This is a genomic window from Streptomyces sp. NBC_01439, assembly GCF_036227605.1.
GTDB lineage: Bacteria > Actinomycetota > Actinomycetes > Streptomycetales > Streptomycetaceae > Streptomyces.
Genome location: NZ_CP109487.1, coordinates 868456 through 895175, shown reverse-complemented (window position 1 = coordinate 895175; position 26720 = coordinate 868456). Strand labels below are relative to the sequence as shown.

The following is a 26720-nucleotide window of genomic DNA, read 5'->3' as shown; positions in this document are numbered from 1 at the left end:
CGCCGCGGCCCGGGCTACAGCCGCCAGTACGTACCGGAACGGGAATCGACGTGCACCACGTGGCGGCCGACGCGCACCACGTGGTGGTCCGGGCCGGACCAGGAGCCGCACGCGCCGTCGGCGGCGGGCAGCTCGGTCCAGATCTCCAGAAAGGTGCTGCCGTCCGGGTTGGTGCCCCGCTCGACGAGGTCCGCACCGTCCCACCGGAAGGTGCCGGCGTCTTCGCCGGGCTCGCCCGTGAGGTGGTGGAAGTGCACCTGGGAGCCGTCGAAGGACGTCTCACCGGCGAAGCCCCGGCTGTCGGCGTAGTACGACCCGGCCTGCAGCCACACCACTTCGCGGTCCTCGACGAGGGGTCCGCCGTCGCGGCTGATGCCGCGCCGCAGCCAGGCGCCGTGCTCGGGCACGGCGACGCCGGGGCCGTCCGGGAGGTGCTCGCCCCGCGCGGACTCAGGCGCGGTCATCGGCGCCGGACTCGACGGACTCCACGGCCCCGGCGAGCTCGTCCACGGCCACGAGCGTCAGCGGTACGTTGCCGCGCACGGCCTGCGAGTACGGGCAGACCGCGTCCGCCCGGTGCAGCAAGGGCTGGAGGTCCGCCGCCCGCCACCCGGGCACGCCGACGGTGAGCGTCACCGCGAGGCCGTAGCCGGCGGGCGTGTCCGTGGTGCCGAGCTGGACCTCGCACGCCACGCGTGCGGTGGCGGCGTCCGCCCCGAACTCGGCGGCGACCTCTGCGAGCGCGGAGGTGAAGCAGGCGGCGAAACCGGCCGCGAACAGCTGCTCGGGGTTGGTGGTGCCGGGCACCTTCTTGCGCGGCGGGGCGAGGCGGACGTCCAGGCGTCCGTCGTCCGTGCGGACGGATCCGGTACGTCCCCCCGCGGCGTGCGCGGTCGTCCGGTACAGGCTGCGGGTGAGTGGCACGGTCATGGCGTACGCCCATCTTGCTCGACGAGTACGCTGCCCGGGTGCGGACAGCGGACGGCGCTGCTCGTGCAGCACCTCGCGCGTCGTCGTGCGTAACCGGGTACGGCGCATCTCGTCCGGGGCCTTGGACCGGCCGCCCGACAATCTAGCAACGCCGGCCGCGGTCCGGGGACGTCCCCCGCGGTGAAGTTCCTCACGGGGCCCGGCGCCGGCCCGGCGGCCGGCGCCGTGGCCCCGCTCCCTACACTCGGCCCGTGGACGCGATGAGATGTACCTACTGCGGTGGCGTCGGCCTGGAGCCGGGTTTCGTCGAGGACGCGGGGGAGGGCGCCCGGGGGTACGCGCGCTGGATCGCCGGGGCGTTGGAACGCGGCCTGTTCGGCGGTGCCAAACGGCTGGGAAAGCCCCGGCGGCGCATCGAGGCGTACCGCTGCCCGCACTGCGCCCACCTGGAGCTCTTCGCCACCGAGCCCGTCTGACGGTCGGCCGCTGCGCCGGATTCACGGCGCGTGGTGCTGGATGCCCCGCTGACCGGGCACCCGGGTCGACCGGGGAGCGCCCGAGAGGCGGCGGTCGGCCCGCTGCCGCCGGCCCGGGAACGGGTTGCGCCGCACGGTGGCGCTGGGGGCCGCGATCAGAAGGCCGACAAGTGCGAGGACCGCGACGAGGATGAGCACGTTGACGAGGTTCATGGTCCTGCCTTTCGTCGAGTGTTGATTACCTGTCACTACATCTTGTTACCGAATCGCGGGATGCTAAACACAGAGGGTGACAAGGCGTGCCGTCCGGGGTCGCGTTGGTGCCGTGCCGACAAAGGCCGCCGGAGGCCCGTCACTTGGTGAACTGCCCGCAGCGGGCAGGGCCGTCGGCCGGCGGGGTCACGTGGCCAGGTCGACGCGTACGGTCTCCACCCAGGGCGGGGGCGCGGGCGGGGCGCTCCCGACCAGCGCGGCGATCAGCCGGCAGGACGGCGTCTCGTCCGGCCACGGCGTGAACCCGTCGGTCAGCACGACCACGACGTTCGGCCGGTCGGGCAGGGCCAGGGCCGCGCCGATGCCGACCCGCATGTCCGTCCCCCCGCCGCCGGCCAGGGTCACCTCGCCGGCACTGCGCACCCGGGTCACGGCGTGCACGTCGGCGTCGCACGCGAGGACGGCGACCCGGTTGCCGCCGACCCCCACCTCCCGCAGGACGCCGGTGACTTCGGCGAGAGCGGCCGCGAGCTCGCCTGGGCCCATCGATCCCGAGGTGTCGATGACGACGGCCACCCGCGGCAGCGGCCTGCGCAGACTGGGCAGCACCACCCGGCCGCCGAGCGCGGGCGTCCGGCGCGAGGGGCGGCGGTAGGTGTAGTCCACCGCGCCGGCCGCCCAGGCGGCGGCCTCGCGGACCGATCCCGCCAGAGCCCGGCGCCAGTCGACGGAGGGCTCCAGGACCTCCTCGGCCCACCGGGCCCAGCCCTCGGGCACCCGACCCCGGGTGCGCCGGTGGGCCCGTACGGCCTCGGCGGTCTGCCGGCGCAGCGCCTCGGCCTCCACCGGTCCGACCCGGGCGGGGCCGCCGTCCTCGCCCAGCTCCCACGGCCCGGGAGTGCCGTGCGCACCGGAACCGCAGTCCGGCCCGTGGGGCGTCGGGGGGATCGCCGGCAGGTACGTCTCGAAGAGGCCGCCCGTGGGCAGGCCGTAGAGCCCGGGCTCCATCCGGCCCTCGGGCAGCGCCAGCCCGTCCGCCAGCAGGTCGTCGTTGATCTCGCAGTCCTGGGCGATGTTGATCCGGACCGGATCGCGCTGGTCGGCGGCGGGCAGCCGCTCGGCCCGGCCGTGGTGGTCGCGCAGCAGGTGCGCCACCTCGTGGATCCACACCCCGGCCAGCAGGGCCACCGGGGTCGCCTCGACGAAAGCGGGCGAGACGTAGCAGCGCCAGTGCCGGTCGACGCCCATGGTGCGCACCCCGGCCGAAGGGATGACGGTCAGGGCGTACAGCGCGGACGCGAGGTACGGACGGGTTTCGGCGGCCTTGTAACGGGCCGCCAGTAGCTTCGCGCGGTCCAACTCCGGTCGCACGGCGCCGGACTGGGCTCAGTTGCCGCCCGGCAGCGAGCCGGACAGCTGGAGCAGTTCCACGAAGGCGTCGATGCCGGCGGGCACCGGCCAGTCGAGGTCGCGCATCGCGGCGAGGTCGGCGGCGGCGCGGGCGGCGACGTCGGGCACGCCCGCGTCCACGGCCTTGGCGAGGACCGCCCAGCCCGCTTCCCAGCGGGGACGGGTGAGCTCGCTCTGCACGGCCGCGACCACGGCGATGAGGAAGGCCAGCTGCCGGTCGCCGCGCTCGGGCAGGGCGAAGGCGTCGGGGTCGGCCAGCACCCGGTCCGGGTCGGGCAGGTCGAGGTGTTCGAGGTACGAGAGCAGTTCGATCCCGGCGGCTTCGCCCACGGCGCCGGTGAGCGCGGCGGCGAGGGCCTCCCGGCCCGTCGATGCCGCGTACCCGGTGGCCAGCAGCCGCAGGGCCATCTCCCAGGTGCGCGGGGAGGGCCAGCCGCGGCCCCGTCCGGCGGCCTCGGCCGGCATGTGGTGGACCAGGCCCGGACGGGCGGTGAGGAAGCCGGAGACGGCCCCGCGGGCCCGGGCGACCGAACCGGCGGCCTTGGCGGGATCGACGGCCGGGATCGCCACCTCGGGCCAGGTGCCGGCCATGCCGCGGGCCACGGTGCGCGGGTTGTGCGTCCAGTCGAGGTGGACGAAGCGGTTCGCGAGCGGCGGGCTGAGGTGCCAGCCGTCGGCGGCGCTCGCGGGCGGGTTGGCCGCGGCGACGATCCGTACCGCCGCCGGTAGTTCGAGGCTGCCGACCCGACGCTCCAGGACCACGCGCAGCAGGGCCGCCTGCACGGCCGGCGGGGCGGAGGACAGCTCGTCGAAGAACAACAGCCCGTGGCCGGTGCGGGCGAGGCGCACCGCCCAGTCCGGCGGTGCCATGGGGACGCCCGTGGTGGCCGGGTCCTCGCCGACGATGGGCAACCCCGCGAAGTCGGAGGGCTCGTGGACGCTGGCGATGACGGTCTCCAGCCGGACGCCGAGCGCGGTGGCGAGCTGCTCCATGCCAGCGGACTTGCCGATACCGGGCTCACCCCACAGGAGGACCTGCTGATTGGCCGTCACGGCCAGTGCCAGTGCTTCCAGTTGGGGGTTGGTGGCGGGTTCGGTGCGGGTGGCGTCCAGCCGGGCACCCAGGGCGTCGGCGGCGGCCAGGGCACGGGCGGGTTGTGGCTGGGTCGCACTCACGCGTCGTCGTCCTCGTCGTCCTCGTCCGCGTCGTCCTCGCGGTACTCCAGGTGGTCGTCGTACCAGTCTGCGCCGATGTCGGGGAACTCCTCGTCGACGCGGTTCCGCAGGAAGGCGAGGTCGGTGCGCCTGTAGCGGCGGATCACCTGGGACAGCGACAGTTCCATCTCGTCGGTGACGTCGATCCGGGAGCCGGCCGCCAGCAGGTCCCTGACCAGGTCCGCCGAGCCGCCCCAGTACACCGCGGACAGCAACGGGGTGCGCTGCCCGGTGTCCCGTGCCTCCAGGTCGAGTCCGGCCGCCAGCAACCGGGGCAGCAGCACCTCGTGGTCGAGCAGGTTGAGGGTGTGCAGCAGGCCGCGGCCGCGGGCGTCCCGGATCCGGGGGTCCATACCCGCGTCCAGCAGCGCCACCACGCCCGGGGTGTCGCCGTGCTGGACGCGCAGGAAGAGCTCGTGCCGCTGGGCCCGGAGGGCGCGCGGCAGCCGCCCCTCGCCCGTCGTCCAGCTGTGCTGCACGGCGAAGCACCCGGAGACCGCGCCTCCGAACGCCCGCATGGCGCGCTCGCGTTGCTGCTCCTGCGGGGTGTGCGGTACGTCGAGCACGCCGCCGTGTGAGCGCACCGCGTGCCATCCGCCGCCGCAGCGCACCCGTACCGGCCCGCCCGTATCGGGGCCGGTCGGGACCACGGCGGGGTCGGCGCCGGGGAACAGCGCGGCGGACACCAGCGGGTGCAGCTCGCGCGGGGAGACCAGGCCGGTCCGGACCAGTTCGGGATCGGGGAGCCGCTGCCGGGCGTACCGGGGCAAGGCCGGTACGGCGAACGCCTCGCCCAGTTCGATGATGCGGGCCCGCAGCCTGTCGGGGCCGACGTGTTCCAGCAGCAGGTAGGTGCGCCAGCCCGCCGAGATCCGGTAGCGGTCGCCCGCTCCCGCCGCCACCAGCCGCGCCACCTCCGGCGCGAGCCGGCCGAGGTCGATCGGCATCCCTGCGAGGAGGGCCTCCGGGTCCCTCGGGCGCTGGTGGGGCTGCGCGGCGGGCACGCGCAGGTCGCACTCGATGCCCGCCGCCGCATAGGCCCCGACCGTGTCCCCTGCGGCGCGCAGCAGGGCGATCCGCTCGGCGAGGCCTTCCGGGTCGGCGAAGCGCGCGCCGAGCTCGGACGCGTGGCGGGCGTCCCAGAACGGCCGGACCGCGGTCCAGTCCTCCGAGGCGAAGCCGCGCCCGGTGTACACGTTCCGCTTCTTCGTGGTGACCGGCGCGCAGTGCAGGCGCAGCCGCTGCGGGCCTTCGCTCATGCGGGGTGTGGTGACCGACAGGGTCGGACCGCCGGGGCCGCCGTAGGAGGCGAGCAGGATCCGCAGGTCGGTGGCGATGGTGGTGCGGCCGCCCCCGTACCGGGGCAGGTGCCAGCGCAGCAGGTCCGGGGCGAAGTGCCGCAGGTCCTCCGCCAACGCCTCGGCCACGGCGCCTCCGTAGCGGGCCTCCACCGCGGGCAGCTCGAACTCGACGTCCACGGCGGCGGCCGCGCAGGCCGCCCGCCAGTCACCGGCCAGCCGGTGCGCGGTGGCCTGCTCGATCATCCAGCCGGGCACGGCGTAGCGGCGGATCCGCTGCCAGGCCAGGCGGTCCTCCGGCCGCAGGCCGCCGGGCAGTTCGGCGTTCTCCACGCTCACCGGTACACGCTGCCGATGGCGCGGACGTCCGGGTGGGCCGCCCGGGCAGGGCGGAGCCGTTCGGTGAAGGAGCGCTTCACGCGGCGGGGCAGGCCCGGGCCGAGGCCCACGTACTCCAGCGGGCTGTCCGCGGGCACCGCCGCGAGCAGGCCCTTCGCACCGCGCCCGGTGAGGCCGGTGTGGCGCAGTTCCAGCCGGCGCAGCGGGCTGCCGGGGAGCGCCGCGGCCAGGGCGTACGCCCCTTCGTCACCGGGGTCGTTGCCGGGGGACCCGAGGCTGCGCTCCGACATGGTCCGCCCGAGGTCGAGGGCTTCGATGCCGTCGAGGGAGGCGGCCAGGCTCCGCGCTCCGGCGGCGCCGATGCCGTTGCCGCCGAGCCCGAGACGGACCGGACGGGCGGAGTCGGCCGCGGCGGAAGCGAGGACCGCGGCGCCCCCGTCGCCGAGGTGGTTGGCGGGGACGTACAGCTCGCGCACCCCGGCGTCCCGTATCAGGGCGGCCAGCAGCGGGGCGGCGTCCGGGCCGAGGCCGTTGCCGCCGAGGAAGAGCCGTTCCAGGGGCTGCTCGCGCTCCAGCAGGGCGTCGAGCAGGAGGCGTACGCCGTCGGCGCCGATCCCGGTGTTGACCAGGTCGAGCGTGCGCAGGGCGGTGTTGCGGCGCAGCAGCGCGGCCAGGGTGCGGGCGCCGTCCTCGAAGAGCGGGTTGCGCTTGAGCCAGAGGGCGCGGACGGTCGTGTCGTCGCTGAGGGCGCCGGCGAGGGAGCCCACCCCGTCGGGGCCGATCCGGTTGCAGCCGAGGTAGAGGGTGTGCAGCCCGTGGTTTCCCGTGAGGGCTTCGGCCAGGGCGACGGCGCCCGCGTCGCCCATGGCGTTGGTGCCGAGGAGCAGGTGCCTGGCGTGCGCGGAGGCGGTGGCGGCGGGCAGCAGGCGGGCCGCGCCGGCCGGACCGAGCCCCTGCTTGCAGAGGTCGACGCGGCCGTCGGTGCGCAGGGTGCCGAGGGGGAAGCTCTCGTCGGTGTCGACGGGCCGGTCCGCGGCCAGCCGGGCGAGCAGCGGGTCGAGGCGGGCCGGGTCGGCCGGTGGCAGGTCGGGGTGCTCGATCGCGGGGCACCGTACGGGTGTCGGCTGTGTCATCACCACTCCACCGGTTTCATTCGCCGGTGCCCGGCGTCCATCACGACTTGAAGGAGAACTGCAGAAGTAGACGCAAGACCGGTCGGATTCGAACCGACGTCCTCCAGCTCGATGCGTGGGCGCGACGACCTCTGCGCTACGGCCTTGCTGCCGGCGATCATACCCATCCGACGGCCCGAAATCGATCACCAGTTTGGCTGGATGGTCGGTGTGGACCCGCTCTCGCGGGCGTCGGGGTCCGCCCCGCTCACGCCCCGCAAGGTGGACCGAGTGGTTCCGGACAGGTTTTCGAGGGTGCGGGGTGCTGGGGCGCAGGGGGCGAGGCGCGAATTCCGCTCGGCGTCGCGGCGGTAACGGGTGGTAATGGGTGGCCGATATTCGACCACATGTTCCTGATTTGCGAAGCCCTGACACATCGACGACATCTCCGTACGCTACGGTAACTTGACTGTCCGTTATTCCCCGGACGTCCTTTGCATCCCTCTGTCAACCACCGCCCTGGCACTCCCTCGCCCCGGGCGGACCGCTACGGAGAGCGACACACATGAGCACCGCCACGTACAGCCGAATAGAAGCCTTAGGCGTCTGCCTTCCGGCAACGGTCCAGACCACCCCTCAACTCGCCGCCTCGGTCCCGGGGCTGGGGGAGGCGGACATCGAGAAGATCACCGGGATCACGGAGAGGCGCGTGTACGACCCCGAACCGGCGGCCGGCGAGGACTCGTTCGGGATGGCCCTGGCCGCCGCCCGGGACGCGCTGGAGTCCTCCCGCTACCGGGCCGAGGACCTCGACATCGTCATCTCCGCCTCGATCACCCGCTTCAAGGACGGAAGCCGCTTCGCCTTCGAGCCGTCCTTCGCCGCGATGCTGGCCCGGGAGCTGGGCGCCCGCTCCGCCATCCACTTCGACGTCTCCAACGCCTGCGCGGGAATGATGACGGGCGTCTGGCTGCTCGACCGGATGATCCGCTCCGGCGCCGTGCGGCGCGGCCTGGTCGTCAGCGGTGAGCAGGCGACCCGCGTCGCGCAGACCGCCGCGCGCGAGATGACCGACTCCTACGACCCGCAGTTCGCCTCGCTCTCCGTGGGGGACTCGGCGGCCGCGGTCGTCCTGGACGTCTCCGCCGACGCCGCCGACCGCATCCACTACATCGAGCTGATGACCTGCTCCGAGTACTCCCACCTGTGCATGGGCATGCCCAGCGACCGGACCCCCGGCATCTCCCTCTACACGGACAACAAGAAGATGCACAACCGGGACCGGCTCAAACTGTGGCCGCGGTTCCACGGGGACTTCCTGGCGAAGAAGGGGCGGGCGTTCGCCGGTGAGGAGTTCGACTACGTGATCCAGCACCAGGTCGGCACCCGCTTCATCGACTACGTCAACCAGACGGCCGAGGCCGAGTTCGGCGCCCCCATGCCTACCTCCCTCTCCGTGGTGGAGCGGTACGGGAACACCGCCACGACCTCGCACTTCCTGACGCTGTGCGAGCACCTCAGGACGGGCGGCGCCCGCCCCGGGGCCAAGTACCTGATGGTGCCGGCCGCTTCCGGCGTGGTCACCGGTGCCCTGTCCGCGACGCTCACGAACGTGGGGGTGTGAGCCATGGGCATGGTCATCACCGCAGCGGCGACCGCCCTGCCCGACGCGTCCGCCCCGGCCTCCGTCGTGGACCTGGCGGGCCGGGCCGCACGGGGCGCCCTGGCCCGGGCAGGAGTGCCGGCCGCTTCGATCGGCACCCTGATCAACGTCGGCGTCTACCGGGAGCACAACACCTTCGAACCGGCCATGTCGGCCCTGGTCCAGAAGGAAGTCGGCATCAACCTCGACTACATCGCCGACCCCGAACCGGCCGCGGGCTTCTCCTTCGACCTGATGAACGGAGCCTGCGGCGTGCTGAACGCCGTACAGGTGGGCCGGTCACTGCTGGAGACGGGAACCACCGAACGGCTGCTGATCACCGCTGCCGACGTCCACCCCGGCGGCGACGCGGACCGCGACGCCGACTACCCGTACGCGGACCTTGCCGGTGCCCTCCTGCTGGAGCGCAGCGCCGACCCCGCCGCCGGGTTCGGACCGGTACGCCACTACACCGCCGACCGGCCCACCGACGTCGAGGGATACCTCGACACCGCCACCATGGGCCGGCACGGGCGGACCACGATCACGGTCCGGCGCGAGCCGGGCCACGCGGAGCGGCTGAGCGCGTTCGCGGAGCGGGCCGCCGCCGACTACGCGCAGGAGATCGGCATCGACCTCGACCGGACCCTGGTGATCGGCCCGCCCACGGCCGAAGACGGCGCAGCGGGCCGGGGAGAACCACACACCGCGGCGCCGGTCCTCGGCTACCTCCGGGCGATGGACGACGCCCGCCGCGACGACCACGACCAGCTCCTGTTCGTCTCGGTCGGCGCCGGCCCCAGCGCGGCGTGCGCCCTCTACCGGCCCGAGGGGTGGTGAGCACCGTGCCGCAGACGGGGTTCACCGGCGACCCGGCCGTGGAGCAACCGGCCGCCGTCACGGGCGGCGTGGCCGGGTGGCTCGAGCGCAACGCCCGCGCGTTTCCCGGCAAGCCGGCCGTCATCCACCCCGACGGCCGGGACTCCGGCGGCTACGCCACCCTCACCTACGGCGAGTTGCAGGAGAGGGTCGAGGAACTGGCCCGCGGATTCCGGCGCGCCGGCATCACCCGGGGCACCAGGACGGTGCTGATGGCACCGCCCGGGCCGGAACTGTTCGCCCTCTGCTTCGCACTGTTCCGGGTCGGGGCCGTGCCCGTCGTCGTGGATCCCGGCATGGGCGTACGGCGCATGCTGCACTGCTACCGGGCCGTGGGCGCCGAGGCGTTCATCGGGCCGCCCCTCGCCCACCTCGTGCGCGTCCTGGGCCGCCGTACCTTCGCCGGTGTACGCATACCGGTCACCCTGGGACGGCGCCGGCTCGGCCGCGGCCACACGCTGGCCGCGCTGCGCGCCACCCCCGCGACCGTGCGGTACGCGGACGAGACCGCGCTGCCCGGCGGGGACGACCTGCTGATGATCGGCTTCACCACCGGAAGCACGGGCCCCGCCAAGGGAGTCGAATACACCCACCGCATGGCGCTGTCCATCGCCCGCCAGATAGAAGCCGTCCACGGCCGCACCCGCGACGACGTCTCCCTGGTCACCCTGCCCTTCTACGGCGTGCTCGACCTGGTCTACGGATCCACCCTGGTCCTCGCGCCACTGGCTCCCGCCAAGGTCGCCCAGGCGGACCCGGAGCTGCTCGTGGACGCGCTGGAACGATTCCGCGTCACCACGATGTTCGCCTCGCCCGCCCTGCTGCGGAACCTGGCCGGGCACCTCACCGGCGCCGCCCGCGGCCGTCATCCGCTGCCCGAGCTGCGCTGCGTCGTATCCGGCGGGGCGCCGGTGCCCGACGCGGTCGTGTCCGCGCTCCGCTCCGTCCTCGACGAGAAGGCACGGATCCACGTGACCTACGGAGCCACGGAGGTCCTGCCGATCACCTCGATCGAGGCGGCCGAGATCCTCGGCGACGACCAGGCCGACACCGGTCGCGAAGGCGGCGGTACCGCGGCCCGCGCCGCCGCCGGCGAAGGGACCTGCGTCGGCCGGCCCGTTCCCGGCACCCGAGTGGCCATCGCCCCCGTCACCGACGGGCCGCTCGCCCGCTTCGACCCCGCAACCGGCCTGCCGGCCGGGCGCGTCGGCGAGATCCTGGTGCAGGGCGACTCCGTCAGCCTGCGCTACCACCGCGCACCCCGGTCCGACGCCGCGCACAAGTCGACCGAGGAACGCTCCGGCGGCGCAGCCCCCCGCATCTGGCACCGGACCGGCGACCTGGGCCACCTCGACGCCGAAGGTCGGCTCTGGTTCTGCGGGCGCGCCACCCAGCGGGTCCGCACCGGCTACCGGGACCTGCACACCGTGCGCTGCGAGGGGGTCTTCAACGCCCATCCGCTGGTCCGGCGCACCGCACTGGTCGGCATCGGGCCGGCCGGAGCACAACGGCCCGTCGTCTGCGTGGAGACCGAGACCGGCCCGGACGGGGCGGCGCTCGACGAAGGCGCGTGGACGGAGCTCGTCGCCGAGCTGCGCACGATGGCCGAGGAGCACGCGGCGACCGCCGGCCTCCAGGAGTTCCTGCGCCACCCCGGCTTCCCCGTGGACATCCGGCACAACGCCAAGATCGGCCGCGAGGAACTGGCCCGTTGGGCCGCGCGGCAACAGGCCCGGCCCGCGTCGTCCGCGGGCCGGCGGGCGGCCCGGATCGTGCCGCTCGCCGGATGGGCGTACCTCGTCGGCGGGGCGGTGTGGGCCGCGGCCGGGGACGTTCCCGACGTCCCGGTGCTGCGCTGGCTGTGGTGGACCGACGCCTTCCTCAGCATCGGCGTGCACGCCGCGCAGATCCCGCTCGCGCTGCCGCGCGGCCGGGCGGCCGGACACGGGACCGCCTCGGTGGTCGGGCGCACCATGCTCTACGGCGCGACCTGGTGGCGGGCGCTGTGAAGATCCTGGTCACCGGAGCATCCGGATTCCTGGGCGGGCACCTGGTCGACGGCGCCCTGGAGCAGGGATTCCAGGTCCGCGCCCTGGTCCGCCCCGGCAGCGATGCCGTACGGCTGCGCTCCCTGCCCGGCGTCGAGGTCGTCACCGGCGACCTCACCGACGACGCTTCGCTCGAACGGGCGGCAGCGGGCTGTCAGGCGGTCCTGCACAGCGCGGCGCGGGTCGTCGACCACGGCAGCCGGGCCCAGTTCGAGGCCGCCAACGTCACCGGCACGCAGCGGCTGCTCGCAGCGGCGCGGTCGGCGGGGGCACGGCGGTTCGTGTTCGTCTCCAGCCCGAGCGCCCTGATGCGGGTCCGGGAGGGCGACCGGCTCGGCATCGACGAGAGCACCCCGTACCCGCAGCGGTGGTTCAACCTCTACTGCGAGACGAAGGCCGTCGCCGAACAGTACGTACGCGCCGCCGACGGCCCGGAGTTCACCACCTGCGCCGTGCGCCCGCGCGGCATCTGGGGGCCGCGCGACCACGCCGGATTCCTGCCGCGCATGGTCGAGGCCATGCGCGCGGGCCGGTTGCCCGACCTGTCGGGCGGCAAACGGGTCCTGGTCTCGCTCTGCCATGTCGACAACGCGGTGGACGCCTGCCTGCGGGCCGCGCTCGCCCCCGCCGGACGGGTCGGCGGCAGGGCCTACTTCGTCGCGGACCGCGAGGAGACCGACCTCTGGCCGTTCTTGGCCCGGGTCGGCGCCCTCTTCGACTGTTCGCCGCCCGCGCCGCGCATCCCGCTCGTCCTCGGCCGCGGGATGGCCGCGGCGGTCGAGACCGGCTGGCGCCTGCGCCACCGGTCCGCAGCCGGCAGCGGTACCGAGGCGGCTCCGCCGCTGAGCCGCTACATGATGGCGCTGCTGACCCGCTCGGCGACGTACGACACCGCTGCCGCCCGGCACGACCTCGGCTACGCCGCTCCGCGCAGCCAGGCCGACGGGCTGCGCGCCCTGCAGGAGTGGGTGACCGGGGTGGGCGGCGTCGCCGCCTGGACCGCCGGCCCGGCCGTCTCCACCGGCACCGGGGCACCGGTCCGCCCCGCCCCCGACCACATCGAACAAGGGAACACCAAGTCATGACGTCCCATCAGGTCGATGCCGGTGTCGGAACGGATGTCGGTGTCGGTGTCGGTGTCGGTGCCGTTGTCGGCACCGATGTCCGATACCGGCGTCCGGTGTCGCCCACCGAACGCCTCTACCTCTCCGCCGGGGACCCCCGCGGGGCCATGGCCCTGCGCATCGTCGTCGAGGGTGACGGCGTACCCGACCCCCGGGCCTTCCAGGCAGCCGTGACCCGGGCCGCCGAGTCGTGCCCGGGGTCACGGCTCGTGCGCACCGGGGCGACGTGGAGCGCCGGGGGGTCGCCGCCGCAGGTGCGGTACGACGTACCGCGCGCCGGAGCGTACGCCGACTCGGCCCCGGGGACGGTCGCGTTGCCCGCAGGGCCGTCGCGGCGGACGGAGCCGCCGGGCTGCGAGGTGCTGGTCGTCCCCGGCACGGACGGGAAGAGGGCGGACGGGAAGTCCGCGGACGCGAAGGCGACCACCACGATCGTCTTCAGCGCCTCGCACGCCGTGATGGACGGTCACGGCGCCCTGACCTGGGTACGGGAGGTCTTCCGAGCCCTGCGCGGCGAGCCCGCCCGGCCCGCGCCCGACACGGATACCGACATCGGGCTGCTGCGCCGGCTCGGCAGCACCGGGCCGCGGCCCACGCCGGGGCCTCCCCGGCGTTCCCCGCTCGGCCCGGCCGACGGCGCCGGCCGCCCGCTCCGGACGCTGTGGCTGCGCCGCACCCTGCCCGGCCGCCGTCCCGCCCTCACCGCCCGCCTCGCGCAGGCCCTGGCCGACGCCGCAGGGTTCGACACCCGCGTCATGGTCCCCGTCGACCTGCGCCGCCACCGTCCCGGGATCGCGGCCACCGGCAACCTGAGCCTGCCGCTGTTCCTGGACCTGCGCCCCGGGGAGGACTGGACGGCCGTGCACACCTGCCTGCTGACCGCCCTGGCCGGGAACCACGAACTCGCCACCGGATTCGAATCGGCCCTCGCGCCGCTGCCGCGGCCCGTGACCGCAGCTCTGCTGCGCACCGCACAGGCCGTGGCCTCCCGTACCGACCGGCACCTCGCTTCGGCCGTCGTCTCCCACCTCGGCCGCCTGGACCTGGCGGAGTTCTCCGGCGGCGGCTTCACGGCGTCCACGGCGTACGCACTGCCGGTGCACGCCCCGTTGGTCCCGCTCTCCCTGGTGGCCGCCGAGAGCGGCACGGCGACCGAGATCACGCTGGGCGTCCGCGGCGGGGGCCCGGATCTCGGCGCCCGCGCCGCGCGCTTGCTGGACGCGGTCCTGGCCGGCCTCGAACCGATCGAGGAGCAGGGCCCCGTCGAAGCGGAGGCGGCGGCCACGGGCCCCGCACTCCGGGCGGCGTCCCCGGTTCCGATCGCCCCGGTTCCGATCGCCCCGGTTCCGGTCGCTCCGGCTGCGGTGGTCCCGGCTCCGGTGGTCCCGGACTCGGCCCCGGACCCGGCCGTCCCCGAACTCACCGTCGTGGACGCCTTCCGCGCCCGGGCCGCCCGCACCCCCGACGCGCCCGCGCTCGACGGGCCCGGGGGCGTGGTCACGTACGCCGAGCTCGACCGGCGCTCCGACGCCGTCGCGGACGGGCTCCGGCACCGCGGCGTGGGACGCGAGGACCGGGTGGGACTCGTCGTCGACCGCACGCCCGCCGGAGTGTGCGCCCTGTGGGGCATCCTCAAGGCGGGTGCCGCCTACGTGCCGCTCGACCCCGGCCATCCCGGCGTACGGATCAGCGAGATCCTCCGGGGTTCCGCCACCGGTCTGTGCCTGACCGGACGACACCTGGTGGAGGAACTCGCCCCCTTCGTACCGGGAACCCTGCTCGCCGTGGAGGACCTCCTCGACCACGCCCCCGGCCCGGACGCGGACGGGGACGGGGACTCGGAGGGCGCCCCGGCGGACGTACGGCCCTCGGACCTCGCGTACGTCATCCACACCTCCGGTTCCACCGGCCGCCCCAAGGGCGTGCAGATCGAACACGGAAGCCTCATGGGATTCGTCCGCTGGATGACCGACGTCTGCCAGGTGAGCGCCCGCACGCGCTTCGGCTTCGCCTCCTCCTACGCCTTCGACATCTCGTGCTTCCCCCTCTTCCTGCCGCTGCTGGCCGGCGGTACGGCCGTCCTCGCCCCCGGCAGGCCCTCGCCCGCCGCCCTGCGCGAGCTGGTCGCCGAGCACGGCGCCGACACCCTCGCGCTCACCCCCTCCCACCTCGCCCTCCTCGGCGCCGCGGGCGACGGGCCCACGCACCGGTTGCGCACCCTGCTGCTGGGCGGCGAGCCCCTCACCCCCACGGCCGTACGGTCCGCGCACGCCGCCTTCGGGTCCGATTGCCGCGTCATCAACGCGTACGGACCCACGGAGGCGACCGTCGCCGTACTCGCCCACACCGTGGACGGCGGCGAGGGAGGCGCCACCGTCCCGATCGGCCTCCCCGGCCCGTACGCCCGCGTCGACCTCGTCACCGAGGACGGCGAGAGCATCGGCAACGGACCGGGCGACACCGGCCGCACCGGCGAGATCGTCGTACGCGGGGTCCAGGTGGCCCGCGGCTACCTCGGTGGGTTCGACGGCCGTCCCTCACCCTTCAGCACCGGCCCCGACGGCGTCCGCGCCTATCGCACCGGCGACCTCGGACGCCGACTGGCCGACGGAGCCGTCGAGTTCGCCGGGCGCATCGACGAACAGGTGAAGATCGCCGGGCACCGCGTCGACCCCGCCGAAGTCGTCGCCGCCCTGGAAGCCCACCCGGCCGTCCGCCGCGCCGTCGTCGTGCCCCGCCGCCGCCCGCACTCCACGGCGGCCGTGCTCTGCGCGTACGTGCTACCGGCCGTCGACGACCCCGCGATCCGCACGGATCTGCCCCGCAGCCTGCGGACCGAGCTCACCCGGACGCTCCCGACGTACCTCGTCCCCGCCCATGTCGTGGTGATCGACACCCTGCCCAGCACGGTCAGCGGCAAGGCCGATCTCGACGCCCTCCCCGACCCCTTCGCCCACGCCGCGCCGGGCGGACCCGCACCGGCACCGGCAGTCGCCCCCGTCACCTTGGAGGAACGGGTCAGGCACCACTGGGCGGAGGTGCTCGGCGTCGACGGCGCGCTGCTGTCGGCGGACTCCGAGTTCCACGCCCTCGGTGGTGATTCCCTGGCCCTCGTCGAGATGCTCACCGCCGTCTCCTCGGACCTGCTGACCCCGGGGCAGGCCTCCTGGTTCACGGGCCGTCTCGACAGCCTCGTGCGCAACCTGACGCTGGAGCAGGTCTGCGAGCACCTGGCCGCCGCCCGCGAGGAGGTGTCCGCATGATCTTCGTCGGAGAGGGAGCACTGCTCCGCCGCGCCGTCGCCCACGCGGCCACCCGTGGTCACCCGGTCGACCTGGTCTGCTCCGCCGACCCGCTGGACGCCGCGGCCGCCGACGCGCCCCACCTCGCGGTGGCGGACGTCAACGCCCACGCCGACACGCTGGCCCGGGCCTGCACCGACGGCATCGTCTGGTCCCTCAACAACCGGCAGATCTTCCGGGAGCCCCTGCTCCGGGTCGACGGCCTGCGCATCCTCAACATCCACAACGGGCTGCTGCCGCGCCATCGCGGACTGCCCTCCGTCGCCGTCCTGTTCGCCCTGCTGAACGGCGACACGGAGTACGGCGCCACGGCCCACGAGGTCGACGCGGGCATCGACACCGGTCCGGTCCTGGCCGAACACCGCTTCCCCATCGGGCCCGAGGACCGCTACCACCAGGTCATGCTGCGCGGCATCCGTGCGTGCCAAGCACTGTTCGAGCAGATCCTCCCGGAGGTCACCACCGCGACCGCCCGCCCCGGGCGCGCCGCGGCGGCCCAGCCGTCCGCGTACTACGGCCTGCGCGCCCTGGACCGGCTCGACGCCTATCGCGACCACCCCGCCTACCCCCGCGCCACCGACCTCGGCCCCTTCGCCGCCCACGCCCCCGAGGTCGCCCGGGCGCTGCTCCGACCGCCCTCGCTCAGCCCTCCGGGGCGGTGTTCAGGCGGGTGATTTCGGCAGCGTGAGCAGCGGTGCGGACCGCCGCAGCACCGGAGACGTACAGGCCGGTGCCGACCGTGGCCAGGGGGAGGGAGAGGAGCAGTGCGGCGAGCATCGGGCCCAGGTCGCGTTCGGCGTCACAGCCCTCGCCCTCGTCCCTCTGGCACGACACCTTGAAGTCGGTGTCCTGGTGGAAGGCGCGCGAGTCGCACTTGATGGGCTCGGTGCCCCGGCCGCGGTCGATGCCCCAGGAGCGGGTCTCGTCGAGCATGTCGAGTGTGCGAGCTGCGAGGAATGCCAGAAGGGCGGGAAGAGCGTGCCCCCCCGCCCCCCTGGGCCATCAGTCGAGCCTGGACGCCTCGACGCTGTTCATGCCTTCCCGAACCCTCCGACGGTGATGTCGGCCTGCTGTGAGTTCACTGCGGCCGGACGTCTGATCGGTGTTGCCGGCCGGGGAGGGTGGCTTGCGCCGCTGCCTAGTACGACAGGTCCTTCTGCTCTGTGATCAGGCGGCCGGCGATGTGCAGGTTGCCGTCGGAGTCGAGTACCGCGATGACCTTCTTCGTGGAGCCGTGGTGGGTCGTGAAGTAGATCTTGTCCGCCTCCTGCGAGGTGGAGTAGTTCGTGTTCACCGACAGTTCGATGCTCACCGGAGAGCTGATGAGCACGTCCTTCGACGTCGGGGTGATCTGGTTCTGCCGCAGTTTTATACGGCCGTGGTTGTCGCCCTCATCCCAGTCCGACGCCACTCCGAGATCGATCTCAGCCATGAGGTTTCCCCTCCAGTTCAGCGGGCCGTTTCCTCCTGGCGGGCTCTGGCAGCGTCGTTCCTTACACGAAGCCCGACAAGACGCGCCCACTCCCGAGTGAAAGAACTTCTTCGGCTCGGATGACGTGTGGCATCACCCGAACCGGTGAGGAGCCTACGCAGCCCGCTCACCTGGCGAGGGGTAGATTCCGAAAATGTTCAGTTTATATTGAAGAGTTACCATTTTTGGTCAAGTTGGTTGCTGCAGTTGGATGCCAAATGCCCTGAAGGCCCACCGGACCCGGGCTCCGCGCCGAGCCGGGCGAAGGCCGCGAGCCGGCCCACGGTCGAGGGTCCGTGAGGACCGGATGGCCGGCACCTGCTCCGGCGAGGTCAAGGGCTACGACGGCCCCGTGATCCCGGCCCCGGAACTTGTGCGGTTCGTGCCCGCCGGTTCCGCAGGACGCTCCCAGGGCCGCTGGCGGCCCTGCTGATCGAGATCACCGAGCAACTGACCGCCACGACCGTGGCCTCGCCGCCGGCCGCGCCGCGCGCCGTCGGCGTCTCCGCCGAAGAAGTGGCCACCGGGCTCGGGGCCACCCGCTCCAAGGCGCTGGTGCTCGTTCTGACCGCGCAGGACGGACAGCAGCACGCGATGACATCGGGCGTACGCGGCTCCCGGCGAGGGGTGCGCAGCCTGCCAGGCTCGAGAAGCATGTACGAACCACGGGCTGGCGTGCGAAGAATTCCGCAGAACGGTTGTTACTTGAACGACTAGCCCGGGTGGGTGAGGTGGGGGAAGAGTGCGCCCGGTGGTGCGCCGGAGCGTGTTGACCCTGATGTCCGGTTTGCGGGGCGGGTGGGTGTAGCGGTCAGTGAATGTCAGGGGCACGTTCGGGCGGAATACGTGCATCCGGAAGGCGACTGTGACGGATATGTCCGTGTCTGGTAACCGGCGTCGGCGGGGGCTGCGGTGGGGTTCGTGTCGGGTCGAGAGTGTGGCCATCGGCTCACCCCGAGCCGTCTCCGCAAAAGCCTCCACCGACTTGCTTCGGCAGGTGGGGCACTGTTCTTGAGGGAGCGTCACCCATGTCATCTGCTTCTTCCTCCGTACGCCGCATCGCCGCCACCGTCCTGGCCGCCGGCGCCATCGTCTCCGCTGCTGCGTTGCCGGCGGCCGCCGCGGACGGCGACCGTCACCACCAGCAGCGGCCGCGGGTGGAGATCAGCCGGGTCCAGGCGGACAGCCCCGGACGTGAAGACCGCTCGAACCGTTCCCTGAACGGGGAGTGGGTGGAGATCACCAACACCACCCGCAATGCGATCAACCTCCGTGGCTGGACCCTGCGCGACAGTGACGGCAACCGCTACCGCTTCGACAACGTCCGCATCGGCTCCCGTGCCACCATCCGGATCCACAGCGGCAACGGCCGTGACACCCGTACCGACCTCTTCCAGGACCGCCGCGACTACGTCTGGGACAACCGCTCCGACACCGCCACCCTGCGCGACGACCGCGGCCGCACCGTCGACACCGAAACCTGGGGCCGCCGCCGCTAACCACCGTCGTCAGCAGGTCGCAGAACCTGCTTGATGCAACCCACCGGCAGCCGGACCATGCGGCTGCCAACCGCTGACCAGCATGCGAGTACGGGCCGTCGCCCCACCGGGCGACGGCCCGCACTGCTGACCTCGTTAGCGACGTCCGGGCGCGTCCCCTGGCCCTCCGCGTCACCGCAGGCCAAGCGGGCGACGCCCCGACCTTCGAGACCGTCATGGCGGGCATCCGTGTTCCGCGAAGCGGACCCGGGCGACCGAGGACCGACCCGATGCCGTCCTGGCGGACCGTGCGCATTCATCCCGCGCGATCCGCAATCACCTCCGGCGGCGCGGAATCCGCGCTGTCATCCCCCAGGCGTCCGACCAGGTCGGCCACCAGTTGCGAAGCGGCCGCGACGGAGGCCGCCCACCGGCCTTCGACGCCGAGGCCTACAGACAGCGCAGCGCCGTCGAACGGTGCATCAACCGACTAGAGCAGTGGCGCGGCCCGGCCATGCGATCGGACAGGCTCGCCATCGTCCACCAGTGTGCACTCCACCTCGCCGCCGTCCTCATCTGGGCAGCTGCTTGACCGCCGAAACGCCTTGCCCGCGAAGATGACCACATGGACAATCTCGTGAAGTTCCTCGTCGCACGCATCATGGACGACAACCATGCCTACGCCTACGTGGCCGAGACCCTTGGCGGCGAGGCCCTTCTCGACAGCCACCTCCCCATGCTCGACCTGACCGAGCAACTGGCGCACGACTACAAGGCCATGGCCCCCTCGGACCCCCGCTCGGCCGGCCTGGCGTACGCGCTGCAAGTCCTTGCCCAGTCATACACCCACCACCCCTCCTACCGGCAGGAATGGCGCCCGTAGCCTTTCAGGAGACAGTCCCCAGGGCCGGTGTGGCGTCTTGGTCCCGAGACGTTCCCGTCCGACCCCAGGTCACCACGACCGCATGGTGCAGCGTGCCGGCGGCCCGGAGGGTGACGGGTGTGCTCAGCCGCGCAGGTGCAGTCCGAAACCCGTGCGGCCCGCAGGCTCGAGGCCCTCCTTCAGGTGCAGGGAGGGGATCTCGTAGTCACCGAAGTTCTGCCGCCGGAACGCGATCGGCTCCGTCGACTCCAGGGTGAGCAGTCGCTGCTGCCAGGCCTCGGCGACGTCCGGGTAGCGCTCGACGGTCATCCGGTCGGTGCCGTGCAGCACGAACGGCGGCAGTACCTCGATGCCCGGGTAGTACAGGATGCCGTGCTGGAACGGGAACAGCAGGTCCTCGATGGGGCCGTTGATCCCGCGGGCGGAGTAGTGGGACTCCGGGCCGCCGACGGTCACCGACAACAAGCCCCTCCTGCCCGCGAGGGTGCCTTCGCCGAAGCGCTCGCCGTACTTGGTGTCGCTGTGCTCGCCGACGCCGTAGGCGAAGCGGTAGGTGAACACCCGGTCCACCCAGCCCTTGAGGATCGCGGGCATCGTGTACCACCACAGCGGGAACTGGAAGATGACGGTGTCGGCCCACAGCAGCTTCTCCTGCTCGGCGAGGACGTCCGGGGTGAGCGCCCCGGCGTCGAAGGCCCGGCCCGAATCCAGGGCGACCCTCAGCGGACTCGACGCGTGGGGGCCGTAGTCCGCGGCGTCCACGACCGCCTTCCAGTTCATTGCGTACAGGTCGCTCACCCGTACCTCGTGCCCGGCGGCCTCCAAGGTGGACACCGCGAGGTCCTTCAGCGAGCCGTTGAGCGACTTCGGCTCCGGGTGGGCGTGGACGATCAGCGTCTTCACGGGAACTCCTTCGGATCGGATGCCCCGATCCTGGACGCGTCGGCGTCCGGCGTTCAGGGGCGCCCCTTCCGTCGGACCGGACTTCCTGGTACCGACAGGACCACCCTCACGGGCGTCACCGGGACCATACTGGGACGCATGGACGATCTTGCTGGCTTCCTGCGGACCCGGCGCTCCCGGGTCGACCCGGCGACCGTCGGCATCCCCAACGACAGCCGCCGCCGGGTGGCCGGGCTGCGCCGCGAGGAGGTCGCGCACCTGTCCGGCGTCAGCGTCGACTACTACGTACGCCTCGAGCAGGGCCGCGCGACCCAACCCTCCGAGCAGGTGCTCGACGCGCTCGCCGGCGTCCTCGACCTCGACGAAACCGAACGCGGGCACCTCTACCGGCTCGCCAGGCAGCGGCGGCGCCGGGCGAGGGCGCCGGGCAACGGGGTCCCGCCGACCGGAGGCCGGGGGAAGGTCCGGCCGGAGGTGCTGCGCGTCCTCGACCTGGTCGCCGACGCACCCGCGCTGATCATGGACCACCGCCTGGACGTGCTGGCCGGGAACCGCCTCGCGGGGCTCCTCTACGGCCGGCCGGTGCCGGGCCTGAACACCGCCCGGCACATCTTCCTGGAGGGGGCGGAACGCGGCCTCTACGCGGACTGGGAGACATGCACCCTCGACGTGGTCGGGCACCTGCGTCTGGCCGCCGGTCAATACCCTGAGGACCCCCGACTGGCTTCGCTCATCGGTGAGTTGGCGATGGGCAGCGAGCGCTTCCGCCGACTCTGGGCGCGCGCGGACGTGCGCGCCCGCACCCACGGGCGCAAGGCGTACCGGCACCCGCTGGTGGGGCTGCTGGAACTGCACCAGGAGAACTTCGCGCTACCGGGTGAATCGGGCATGGAACTGCTGGTGTTGTCCGCGGCCCCGGGCAGCCCCGCCGAGGACGGTCTGCGCCTGCTCGCGGGCCTGGGCGCGGACAGTGGTGCCGAGCGGGTGTCGCCGCGCCCGGCGGCCGCCGCGTCCGCTCCGTTCCCGACTTCCACCCGCACCTCGATGTGATGGGCGCGGCCCGGACGGGGCGGGAGGTCGGCGGACCAGGTCAGACACCAGTGCTCGCCTCCGTCCGCGCCCCCGTCCCCGTCCCCGCCTCCGTCCGCGCCGGCGCGGGAACCGGGCCGTCCGACATGGCGCGGGCCATCCATGCGGAGGTGCGCAGGGTTTGCGCGACGAAGGCGCCGCGGCGCACCCCGAGGGTCCGCAAGGCCGGACCGTGGTCCACCGCGACCAGGCCGGCGGCGCCGACCAACAGGCCGCGCCACCCGGCCGTCACCGCCCGGCGGGCGGGCCGGGGCAGTCCGGCGAGCCCCTCCCGCAGGCGCAGGCAGTGGAAGGGGACGTGCCGCTCCTCGTCCGCCAGGATCCGACCTGCGACCTCGGTGGTCAGGGGGTCGGTGGCGCCGTCGCGCAGGGCCCGGTAGTACCCCAGGGCCACCACCTCGGCGACCATCAAAACCAGCAGTTCCACCCGCAGTCCGAGGAGTCGCCGGACCCGGACGAAGGCCGCGTCGCTCCAGTGCCCGTCGAGGGTGCCGGCTCCGCCGGCCGCCAGCAGCAGCTTCAGCATCCGCGCGTGGTTCTGTTCCTCGGCGATGAAGAGCCGGACCGCCTCGGAGTAGACCGGGTCACCCGCGAGGTCGGCCTTGCCGGAGAGCGCGGAGCCGTCGCCGTCCTCGCCGACCTGGAACTTCTGGATGCTGCGGACGATTTCGGCCGGCAACTGCGCACCCTTGCCCCAGTCGGGGTCGCCCAGGGCCGCCCTGCGCTCCCGCTCGGCCTCGAACTCGCGCACCCATGCCCCGTACTCACTTTTGATCATGTTCAATAATCTAGCGAGTGTTGATCGTGTTCAAAAGTGTTGGAGTGTCATGGCCGAGTAACAGAACCACGCGGACCGGCAGTCGCCCTGCGTGCGGGCCCGTCCTGATGTCGATCTTGGTCGGCGGGCTCAGCCGGGCCGGCCCCCGGCACGCGGGTCGACCGGGGCGAGGACGCCGAGCCGGTCCTCGATCGCCTGGGCCGCGCCCAGGCACAGGTCCTCGCGGAACGCCCGCCCGACGATCTGCACCCCGCAGGGGAGGCCGTCGGCCGTCCCGGTCGGCACGGCCACACCGGGTACGCCCACGAAACTGGTCACGGTGCACAGGCGCATCCCCGACGCGACCCGGTCCCTGCCCGTCCTGTCGCGCGACTCCAGCCCCGGCTCGACCGGCGGCTCGGTGAAGACCGGGCCGAGCAACAGCGGGTACTCGTCCAGGAACCCGGCCCATGAGCGGCGGATGCTCAGCCAGCTGCCCATCAGCTTCATGAAGACGTCCGCGCTCGCGGGCGGGGTCCGTTCCATGGCCATCTCGATGTAGCGGTCCCCGCCCTTGCCGAGCAGCTTGCGCACCACCGGCCAGCTCGGGGCGAACTCGGTCACGGCGATCCGGCCGTAGGCTTCGAGGGCCTCGTCCAACCGCGGTACGTCCGCTACTTCGCGCACGTCGTACCCGGCGTCGCGCAGCGCGTCGGCCGCCGTCGCGACGGCTCCGCGAACCGTCGGGTGGACGCCGTGCCCGCCCGGGTCCGCCACGACTGCGACCTTCACGGGGCCGGGGAGCGGTTCGCCGTAGGCGGGCACCGGCACGGCGCGCGGGTCTCGCGGATCGGTTCCGGCCAACACCTCGTACGCGAGCCTCAGATCGCCCACGCTCCGGGCCAGTGGGCCGTCGGTGACCAGCATCTGGGACGCGGGGCCCGGGTCGTCCGGGCCGAGGACGCGGTGGTCGGCGGGGAACCGGCCCGTGGACGGCTTCAGTCCGGCCACGCCGCAGAACTGGGCCGGGATGCGCACCGACCCGCCGGAGTCGTTGCCGAGCCCGAGCGCCGCCATGCCCGTGGCGACGGCCACCGCATCGCCCCCGCTGGAGCCGCCCGGCGTCCGGCTGCTGTCCCACGGGTTGACCGTGTCGCCGAACAGCTCGCTGCGCGTGTGCATCCCCGCCAGGATCAGGGTGGGGATGTTGCTGTGCCCGATGGGGATGGCGCCGGCCGCCCGCAGTCGCGCCACCGGCGGCGCGTCGGCGGACGCGACCAGATCGCGGAAGCGCGCCGTGCCGAACGTGGTCGGCATGCCTTCGACGGCGGTGCTCTCCTTCACCGTGAACGGCACGCCCGCGAGCGGCCCCAGCGCTTCACCGGCGGCCCGCCGGCGGTCCAGCTGCGCCGCGGACCCGCGAGCGCGCTCCGCGAGGAGCTGCGTGACCGCGTTCATCTGGGGGTTGATCTCGGCGATGCGGTCGAGGTGGCTGTCGATCAGTTCGACGGCCGAGACCTCCGCGGTGCGCACGGCCTCCGCCTGCGCGGCGGCCGGCATCTTCCACAGGGCGTCCTGCATGGCCCCACCTTCCTTGGCCCATGTACCGATGCGCTTGCATCGGAATCGCAGCGTACCCCTGGATTCGATACGACCGCATCGAATAAACTGCGCTACGTAGCGGACGCTGTGGAGCATGTGGAGCAGGGAGGCAACGGGCGTGCCCAAACAGGTGGATCATGAGAGTCGACGCCGTCTCATCGCGGATGCCGTCTGCCATCTCGCCGACGAGCGCGGGCTGGAGGGCGTGACCCTGCGCGACGTCGCCGCCCGCGCGCAGGTGTCGATGGGAGCCGTTCAGCGGTGCTTCCGCACCAAGGAAGAGATGCTCGTGTTCGCCCTCGGGCACATCGGCGAGCGGATCGACGAGCGCGTGCGGGCCCGTCTCGTCCGGAGTCCGGCCCAGTCGGCCGGCACCGCCCTGGGGCACGCGGCCGCCGAGGTCTCACTGCTCCGGGAGGGGCACCGCGCCGAGGCCAGGGTCTGGCTCGCCTTCGTCGCGCAGGCGGCCGTCAGCGAGGCGTTGGCGAGGACGCTGAAGGCGAACTACGCAGCCCTGCAGGAGGCGTTCACCCGCCTCATCTCGGAGGCGCGTGAGGGGTCCGACCGTGCGGTGCCCTTCGATCCGCAACGCGAGGCCCGCACGCTCCTCGCCCTGGCGGACGGCCTCACCACCCACGTCCTCATCGGCCACCTCACCCCGCACGAGGCGCACGAGGTCCTCGATGCGCACTTGACCGGCCTCTGGGAGTGACCGCTCCGGCGCGGGCGATCGCTCAGACCGCCCCGGCGGAGGGCGAATTGAGTGCCCCGAAGGGGATGTGGACGCTCGGAGTGCCCGGTGCGGTGCCGTTGAGATGGGCGACCTGGTCGTCGAAGAAGATGTGCGGGTCGAGGGCCTTCAGGACCGCGGCCTTGTCGATGCCGCCGAGGAAGAAGGCGTCGTTGACCCGTAGTCCCCACTGCTTGAGGCTCAACAGGGCGCGTTCATGAGCGGGGGAGTCCCGAGCGGTGACCAGCGATACGCGCAGGCGGGGCTGGTACGCGCGATCCTTGCGCCGTCGCTCTTCCTCGAGGCGCTGGATGCGGTTGATGCCGGCCAGGAAGTCCCGTAGTGGTCCCGGATCGTGAGGGGTGGTGGCGTGGCCGACTTCGTAGGCACGGAACTCGTCGATGCCGCCCCTCTGGTAGACCTGCTCGGCCGTGTCGCTCGCCAGCACTCCGTCGAAGTCGAACGCGATGCGGAGTTCGGGGTCGCTCTCGTCGTCGATCCGCCCCGTCTTGAGGACGTGTCCCGCGGGCAGCCCGGCCGCGACCGCGTCGCGAACGTCAGGGCCGTCGGCCGACAGGAACAGCGACATGTTGAGCGCCGGCATGAACGGGTGCGAGGGACGGCCCTGCCGGAAGACCGCACGGCTGATCGGGAGGCCGTGCGCCCTGATCGAGCGCATCGCGCGCATCCCGGTGTCGGGATCGTTGCGGGAGAGGATGATGACCTCGACCAGGGGGTCGGCCCGATCCGCCAGGTCGTTCAACGACAGCAGCCGTCTGACGAAGGGGAACGCCACCCCTTTGGCCAGTAGTTCGTCGACATGGGCCTCCTGGTGGCTCCGGTAGGCGTCCTCGCCCCGCTCCCGGAACACGGCGTCCCCGTCGGCCAGGTCGAACAGGGCGCTGGAGGCGATCCCCACCACCAGGCGATCGGACAGGTCGTACCTCATGGCGCCCCCTGCCGGTACATGTGCGACGTTGGGAGGCTTATCACCCTTTGGTGCAGGCCGGAAACGCCTTCCGGTCCACCGTCGGCGTGCCCGGCGGTCGCGGATAGTGTCGGCGGCCGGATGCGAGGAACGGGGAGTACGAGGCGGGGATGAAGATCCATCGTCCGGGGCGGCCGGAGGACCTTCCGGAAGTGAGTGTGCTGTGGGCGCGCTGGGCCGCCCTGGCCGTGGCGACCTGGGACGCCGAGGAGGAGAAGGAGCGCTTCCGGCACGGGTACTGGTTCGACGGCAGCGTCAGTGGTAGCGGCAGTGGTAGCGACGTCGCATTGAGGTACGACGACGGCGCGTGCAGCCGGTGGGTGTTGATCCGGGCCGGTGGCGGCCGCGCCGTTCTCTTCGGGCAGGACGATTCCAGCAAGGTCGCGCAGTACGAGCCGCCGATCGATCTCCTCGCGGGGGCGCCCCGGTGGGTGCGCGGTGAACGCCTGCACGACCTTCTGGAGCAGGGAAGGGTCGAGTGCGTCTACTGGTTCGAGGACGGTTCCTGGCACCGTGCGCCGTACCCCGACGACCTGCACGATGACGGACTCGACTGCGGGCTCGGCCATCTGGCCTCGCGTGAGCTCGCCGTCGACGCGATCTGTGCGCTGTTCGAGTTCGACGAAGACTGCGAAGGCGCCGTCGAGGCCTGCGAGCAGTTCTTCGAGCACGCAGAGCGGGGCACGGTCACCGACCAGGTCGTGCGCTCCTTCGCCGACGAGGTCTTCCGGATCCAGACCGAGTACGAACTGCTCTGGCCCAAGGCGCCGGTCGCCCGGTCGGAGTCGGACCTCGCCGCAATGACGGCGCTCGCCCGCCGCAGGTGACTCC

Annotated in this window: 25 protein-coding genes, 2 pseudogenes and 1 riboswitch; of the genes and pseudogenes, 13 read left to right on the top strand and 14 right to left on the bottom strand. The window is 73.0% G+C overall.

Going from position 1 to position 26720, the window contains the following annotated elements; all coding sequences use genetic code 11:
• Positions 1 to 14: 14 nt before the first annotated feature.
• Together OG207_RS04185 and OG207_RS04180 are read right to left on the bottom strand one after the other, a co-directional pair.
• Positions 15 to 464 (bottom strand): hypothetical protein, encoded by a 450-nt coding sequence (locus tag OG207_RS04185; RefSeq protein ID WP_329095993.1) that lies wholly within the window; start codon positions 462 to 464, stop codon positions 15 to 17.
• Positions 451 to 930, bottom strand: coding sequence for an Ohr family peroxiredoxin (locus OG207_RS04180; RefSeq protein ID WP_329095991.1), 480 nt, complete (start codon positions 928 to 930; stop codon positions 451 to 453). Before OG207_RS04180 ends, OG207_RS04185 begins: the two co-directional genes overlap by 14 nt.
• Before the next feature lie 74 nt (positions 931 to 1004).
• A riboswitch (guanidine-III (ykkC-III) riboswitch) is annotated at positions 1005 to 1067 on the bottom strand.
• Positions 1068 to 1190: 123 nt separating this feature from the next.
• Here OG207_RS04180 and OG207_RS04175 point away from each other — a divergent pair.
• Positions 1191 to 1406: a hypothetical protein gene (locus OG207_RS04175; RefSeq protein ID WP_402694520.1), complete on the top strand. Its 216-nt coding sequence runs from the start codon at positions 1191 to 1193 to the stop codon at positions 1404 to 1406.
• Between the two features lie 21 nt (positions 1407 to 1427).
• Here OG207_RS04175 and OG207_RS04170 read toward each other — a convergent pair whose 3' ends face one another.
• The 6 genes and pseudogenes from OG207_RS04170 to OG207_RS04145 all read right to left on the bottom strand — a co-directional run bounded on the left by OG207_RS04170 (position 1428) and on the right by OG207_RS04145 (position 7160).
• Entirely contained in the window at positions 1428 to 1619 is a 192-nt protein-coding gene (locus OG207_RS04170; RefSeq protein WP_329095987.1) for a hypothetical protein, read from the bottom strand.
• A 186-nt stretch (positions 1620 to 1805) separates the two neighbouring features.
• Positions 1806 to 2990, bottom strand: coding sequence for a vWA domain-containing protein (locus OG207_RS04165; RefSeq protein WP_329095985.1), 1185 nt, complete (start codon positions 2988 to 2990; stop codon positions 1806 to 1808).
• Between the two features lie 15 nt (positions 2991 to 3005).
• Complete coding sequence (locus OG207_RS04160; RefSeq protein ID WP_329095983.1) at positions 3006 to 4205, bottom strand: AAA family ATPase; 1200 nt, start codon at positions 4203 to 4205, stop codon at positions 3006 to 3008.
• Positions 4202 to 5881, bottom strand: coding sequence for an ankyrin repeat domain-containing protein (locus OG207_RS04155; protein WP_329095981.1), 1680 nt, complete (start codon positions 5879 to 5881; stop codon positions 4202 to 4204). Before OG207_RS04155 ends, OG207_RS04160 begins: the two co-directional genes overlap by 4 nt.
• Entirely contained in the window at positions 5878 to 7014 is a 1137-nt protein-coding gene (locus OG207_RS04150) for a gala protein (protein WP_329095980.1), read from the bottom strand. Before OG207_RS04150 ends, OG207_RS04155 begins: the two co-directional genes overlap by 4 nt.
• A 73-nt stretch (positions 7015 to 7087) precedes the next feature.
• Positions 7088 to 7160: pseudogene (locus tag OG207_RS04145) on the bottom strand.
• 398 nt (positions 7161 to 7558) lie between these two features.
• Between OG207_RS04145 and OG207_RS04140 the strand changes: the two are divergent.
• The 6 genes from OG207_RS04140 (at position 7559) to OG207_RS04115 (ending at position 16662) form a co-directional block, all read left to right on the top strand.
• Entirely contained in the window at positions 7559 to 8617 is a 1059-nt protein-coding gene (locus OG207_RS04140) for a 3-oxoacyl-ACP synthase III family protein (protein WP_329095979.1), read from the top strand.
• Between the two features lie 3 nt (positions 8618 to 8620).
• Positions 8621 to 9475, top strand: a complete 855-nt coding sequence (locus OG207_RS04135; protein WP_329095977.1) for a hypothetical protein — start codon at positions 8621 to 8623, stop codon at positions 9473 to 9475.
• Positions 9472 to 11523 (top strand): fatty acid CoA ligase family protein, encoded by a 2052-nt coding sequence (locus tag OG207_RS04130; RefSeq protein ID WP_329095974.1) that lies wholly within the window; start codon positions 9472 to 9474, stop codon positions 11521 to 11523. The genes OG207_RS04135 and OG207_RS04130 overlap by 4 nt, the downstream gene beginning before the upstream one ends.
• The gene (locus tag OG207_RS04125; protein ID WP_329095972.1) at positions 11508 to 12647 is read left to right on the top strand and encodes an NAD-dependent epimerase/dehydratase family protein; all 1140 of its coding nucleotides are present in this window, start codon (positions 11508 to 11510) and stop codon (positions 12645 to 12647) included. The genes OG207_RS04130 and OG207_RS04125 overlap by 16 nt, the downstream gene beginning before the upstream one ends.
• 95 nt (positions 12648 to 12742) lie before the next feature.
• A complete protein-coding gene (locus tag OG207_RS04120) occupies positions 12743 to 15949 on the top strand; it encodes a non-ribosomal peptide synthetase (RefSeq protein ID WP_329095970.1) in 3207 nt (1068 codons plus the stop codon).
• Complete coding sequence (locus tag OG207_RS04115) at positions 15946 to 16662, top strand: formyltransferase family protein (protein WP_329095968.1); 717 nt, start codon at positions 15946 to 15948, stop codon at positions 16660 to 16662. Before OG207_RS04120 ends, OG207_RS04115 begins: the two co-directional genes overlap by 4 nt.
• Here the strand turns inward: OG207_RS04115 and OG207_RS04110 are convergent.
• Both OG207_RS04110 and OG207_RS04105 read right to left on the bottom strand, forming a co-directional pair.
• The gene (locus OG207_RS04110; protein WP_329095965.1) at positions 16631 to 16921 is read right to left on the bottom strand and encodes a hypothetical protein; all 291 of its coding nucleotides are present in this window, start codon (positions 16919 to 16921) and stop codon (positions 16631 to 16633) included. The genes OG207_RS04115 and OG207_RS04110 overlap by 32 nt on opposite strands.
• Before the next feature lie 205 nt (positions 16922 to 17126).
• The gene (locus OG207_RS04105; protein ID WP_327732956.1) at positions 17127 to 17420 is read right to left on the bottom strand and encodes a DUF6342 family protein; all 294 of its coding nucleotides are present in this window, start codon (positions 17418 to 17420) and stop codon (positions 17127 to 17129) included.
• Between the two features lie 1067 nt (positions 17421 to 18487).
• Here OG207_RS04105 and OG207_RS04100 point away from each other — a divergent pair.
• The 3 genes and pseudogenes from OG207_RS04100 to OG207_RS04090 all read left to right on the top strand — a co-directional run bounded on the left by OG207_RS04100 (position 18488) and on the right by OG207_RS04090 (position 19820).
• A complete protein-coding gene (locus OG207_RS04100; protein WP_329095963.1) occupies positions 18488 to 18958 on the top strand; it encodes a lamin tail domain-containing protein in 471 nt (156 codons plus the stop codon).
• Between the two features lie 146 nt (positions 18959 to 19104).
• Positions 19105 to 19529 (top strand): annotated as a pseudogene (locus OG207_RS04095) (transposase); the annotation flags it as partial.
• Positions 19530 to 19562: 33 nt separating this feature from the next.
• Positions 19563 to 19820: a DUF6221 family protein gene (locus OG207_RS04090; protein ID WP_329095962.1), complete on the top strand. Its 258-nt coding sequence runs from the start codon at positions 19563 to 19565 to the stop codon at positions 19818 to 19820.
• Between the two features lie 123 nt (positions 19821 to 19943).
• Here the strand turns inward: OG207_RS04090 and OG207_RS04085 are convergent, their stop codons facing one another.
• Positions 19944 to 20723, bottom strand: a complete 780-nt coding sequence (locus OG207_RS04085) for an NAD(P)H-dependent oxidoreductase (protein ID WP_329095960.1) — start codon at positions 20721 to 20723, stop codon at positions 19944 to 19946.
• A 138-nt stretch (positions 20724 to 20861) separates the two neighbouring features.
• Between OG207_RS04085 and OG207_RS04080 the strand changes: the two genes are divergently transcribed.
• Entirely contained in the window at positions 20862 to 21773 is a 912-nt protein-coding gene (locus tag OG207_RS04080) for a helix-turn-helix transcriptional regulator (RefSeq protein WP_329095958.1), read from the top strand.
• Between the two features lie 40 nt (positions 21774 to 21813).
• On the opposite strand, the gene OG207_RS04075 is transcribed toward OG207_RS04080, so the two are convergent.
• Positions 21814 to 22590, bottom strand: coding sequence for a ferritin-like domain-containing protein (locus tag OG207_RS04075; RefSeq protein WP_329095956.1), 777 nt, complete (start codon positions 22588 to 22590; stop codon positions 21814 to 21816).
• Positions 22591 to 22719: 129 nt separating this feature from the next.
• Positions 22720 to 24150 (bottom strand): amidase, encoded by a 1431-nt coding sequence (locus OG207_RS04070; RefSeq protein WP_329095954.1) that lies wholly within the window; start codon positions 24148 to 24150, stop codon positions 22720 to 22722.
• Positions 24151 to 24289: 139 nt separating this feature from the next.
• On the opposite strand from OG207_RS04070, the gene OG207_RS04065 reads away from it, so the two are divergent.
• Complete coding sequence (locus OG207_RS04065) at positions 24290 to 24883, top strand: TetR/AcrR family transcriptional regulator (protein WP_329095952.1); 594 nt, start codon at positions 24290 to 24292, stop codon at positions 24881 to 24883.
• 22 nt (positions 24884 to 24905) lie between these two features.
• Here OG207_RS04065 and OG207_RS04060 read toward each other — a convergent pair whose 3' ends face one another.
• Positions 24906 to 25850 carry a 5'-nucleotidase gene (locus OG207_RS04060; protein ID WP_329095950.1) on the bottom strand — a complete coding sequence of 315 codons (945 nt, stop codon included), beginning with the start codon at positions 25848 to 25850 and terminating at the stop codon, positions 24906 to 24908.
• Positions 25851 to 25999: 149 nt separating this feature from the next.
• Here OG207_RS04060 and OG207_RS04055 point away from each other — a divergent pair, with 149 nt between their 5' ends.
• The gene (locus OG207_RS04055) at positions 26000 to 26716 is read left to right on the top strand and encodes a hypothetical protein (RefSeq protein ID WP_329095948.1); all 717 of its coding nucleotides are present in this window, start codon (positions 26000 to 26002) and stop codon (positions 26714 to 26716) included.
• Positions 26717 to 26720: the final 4 nt, after the last annotated feature.

What these genes read in the sequence shown, in the direction of transcription:
- OG207_RS04110 (WP_329095965.1), bottom strand. Translation starts at nt 16,921, where the DNA reads ATGCTCGACGAGACCCGCTCCTGGGGCATCGACCGCGGCCGGGGCACC.
- OG207_RS04055 (WP_329095948.1), top strand. Translation starts at nt 26,000, where the DNA reads ATGAAGATCCATCGTCCGGGGCGGCCGGAGGACCTTCCGGAAGTGAGT.
- OG207_RS04105 (WP_327732956.1), bottom strand. Translation starts at nt 17,420, where the DNA reads ATGGCTGAGATCGATCTCGGAGTGGCGTCGGACTGGGATGAGGGCGAC.
- OG207_RS04135 (WP_329095977.1), top strand. Translation starts at nt 8,621, where the DNA reads ATGGGCATGGTCATCACCGCAGCGGCGACCGCCCTGCCCGACGCGTCC.
- OG207_RS04170 (WP_329095987.1), bottom strand. Translation starts at nt 1,619, where the DNA reads ATGAACCTCGTCAACGTGCTCATCCTCGTCGCGGTCCTCGCACTTGTC.
- OG207_RS04060 (WP_329095950.1), bottom strand. Translation starts at nt 25,850, where the DNA reads ATGAGGTACGACCTGTCCGATCGCCTGGTGGTGGGGATCGCCTCCAGC.
- OG207_RS04175 (WP_402694520.1), top strand. Translation starts at nt 1,191, where the DNA reads ATGAGATGTACCTACTGCGGTGGCGTCGGCCTGGAGCCGGGTTTCGTC.
- OG207_RS04070 (WP_329095954.1), bottom strand. Translation starts at nt 24,150, where the DNA reads ATGCAGGACGCCCTGTGGAAGATGCCGGCCGCCGCGCAGGCGGAGGCC.
- OG207_RS04140 (WP_329095979.1), top strand. Translation starts at nt 7,559, where the DNA reads ATGAGCACCGCCACGTACAGCCGAATAGAAGCCTTAGGCGTCTGCCTT.
- OG207_RS04100 (WP_329095963.1), top strand. Translation starts at nt 18,488, where the DNA reads ATGTCATCTGCTTCTTCCTCCGTACGCCGCATCGCCGCCACCGTCCTG.
- OG207_RS04090 (WP_329095962.1), top strand. Translation starts at nt 19,563, where the DNA reads ATGGACAATCTCGTGAAGTTCCTCGTCGCACGCATCATGGACGACAAC.
- OG207_RS04180 (WP_329095991.1), bottom strand. Translation starts at nt 930, where the DNA reads ATGACCGTGCCACTCACCCGCAGCCTGTACCGGACGACCGCGCACGCC.
- OG207_RS04115 (WP_329095968.1), top strand. Translation starts at nt 15,946, where the DNA reads ATGATCTTCGTCGGAGAGGGAGCACTGCTCCGCCGCGCCGTCGCCCAC.
- OG207_RS04075 (WP_329095956.1), bottom strand. Translation starts at nt 22,590, where the DNA reads ATGATCAAAAGTGAGTACGGGGCATGGGTGCGCGAGTTCGAGGCCGAG.
- OG207_RS04150 (WP_329095980.1), bottom strand. Translation starts at nt 7,014, where the DNA reads ATGACACAGCCGACACCCGTACGGTGCCCCGCGATCGAGCACCCCGAC.
- OG207_RS04185 (WP_329095993.1), bottom strand. Translation starts at nt 464, where the DNA reads ATGACCGCGCCTGAGTCCGCGCGGGGCGAGCACCTCCCGGACGGCCCC.
- OG207_RS04080 (WP_329095958.1), top strand. Translation starts at nt 20,862, where the DNA reads ATGGACGATCTTGCTGGCTTCCTGCGGACCCGGCGCTCCCGGGTCGAC.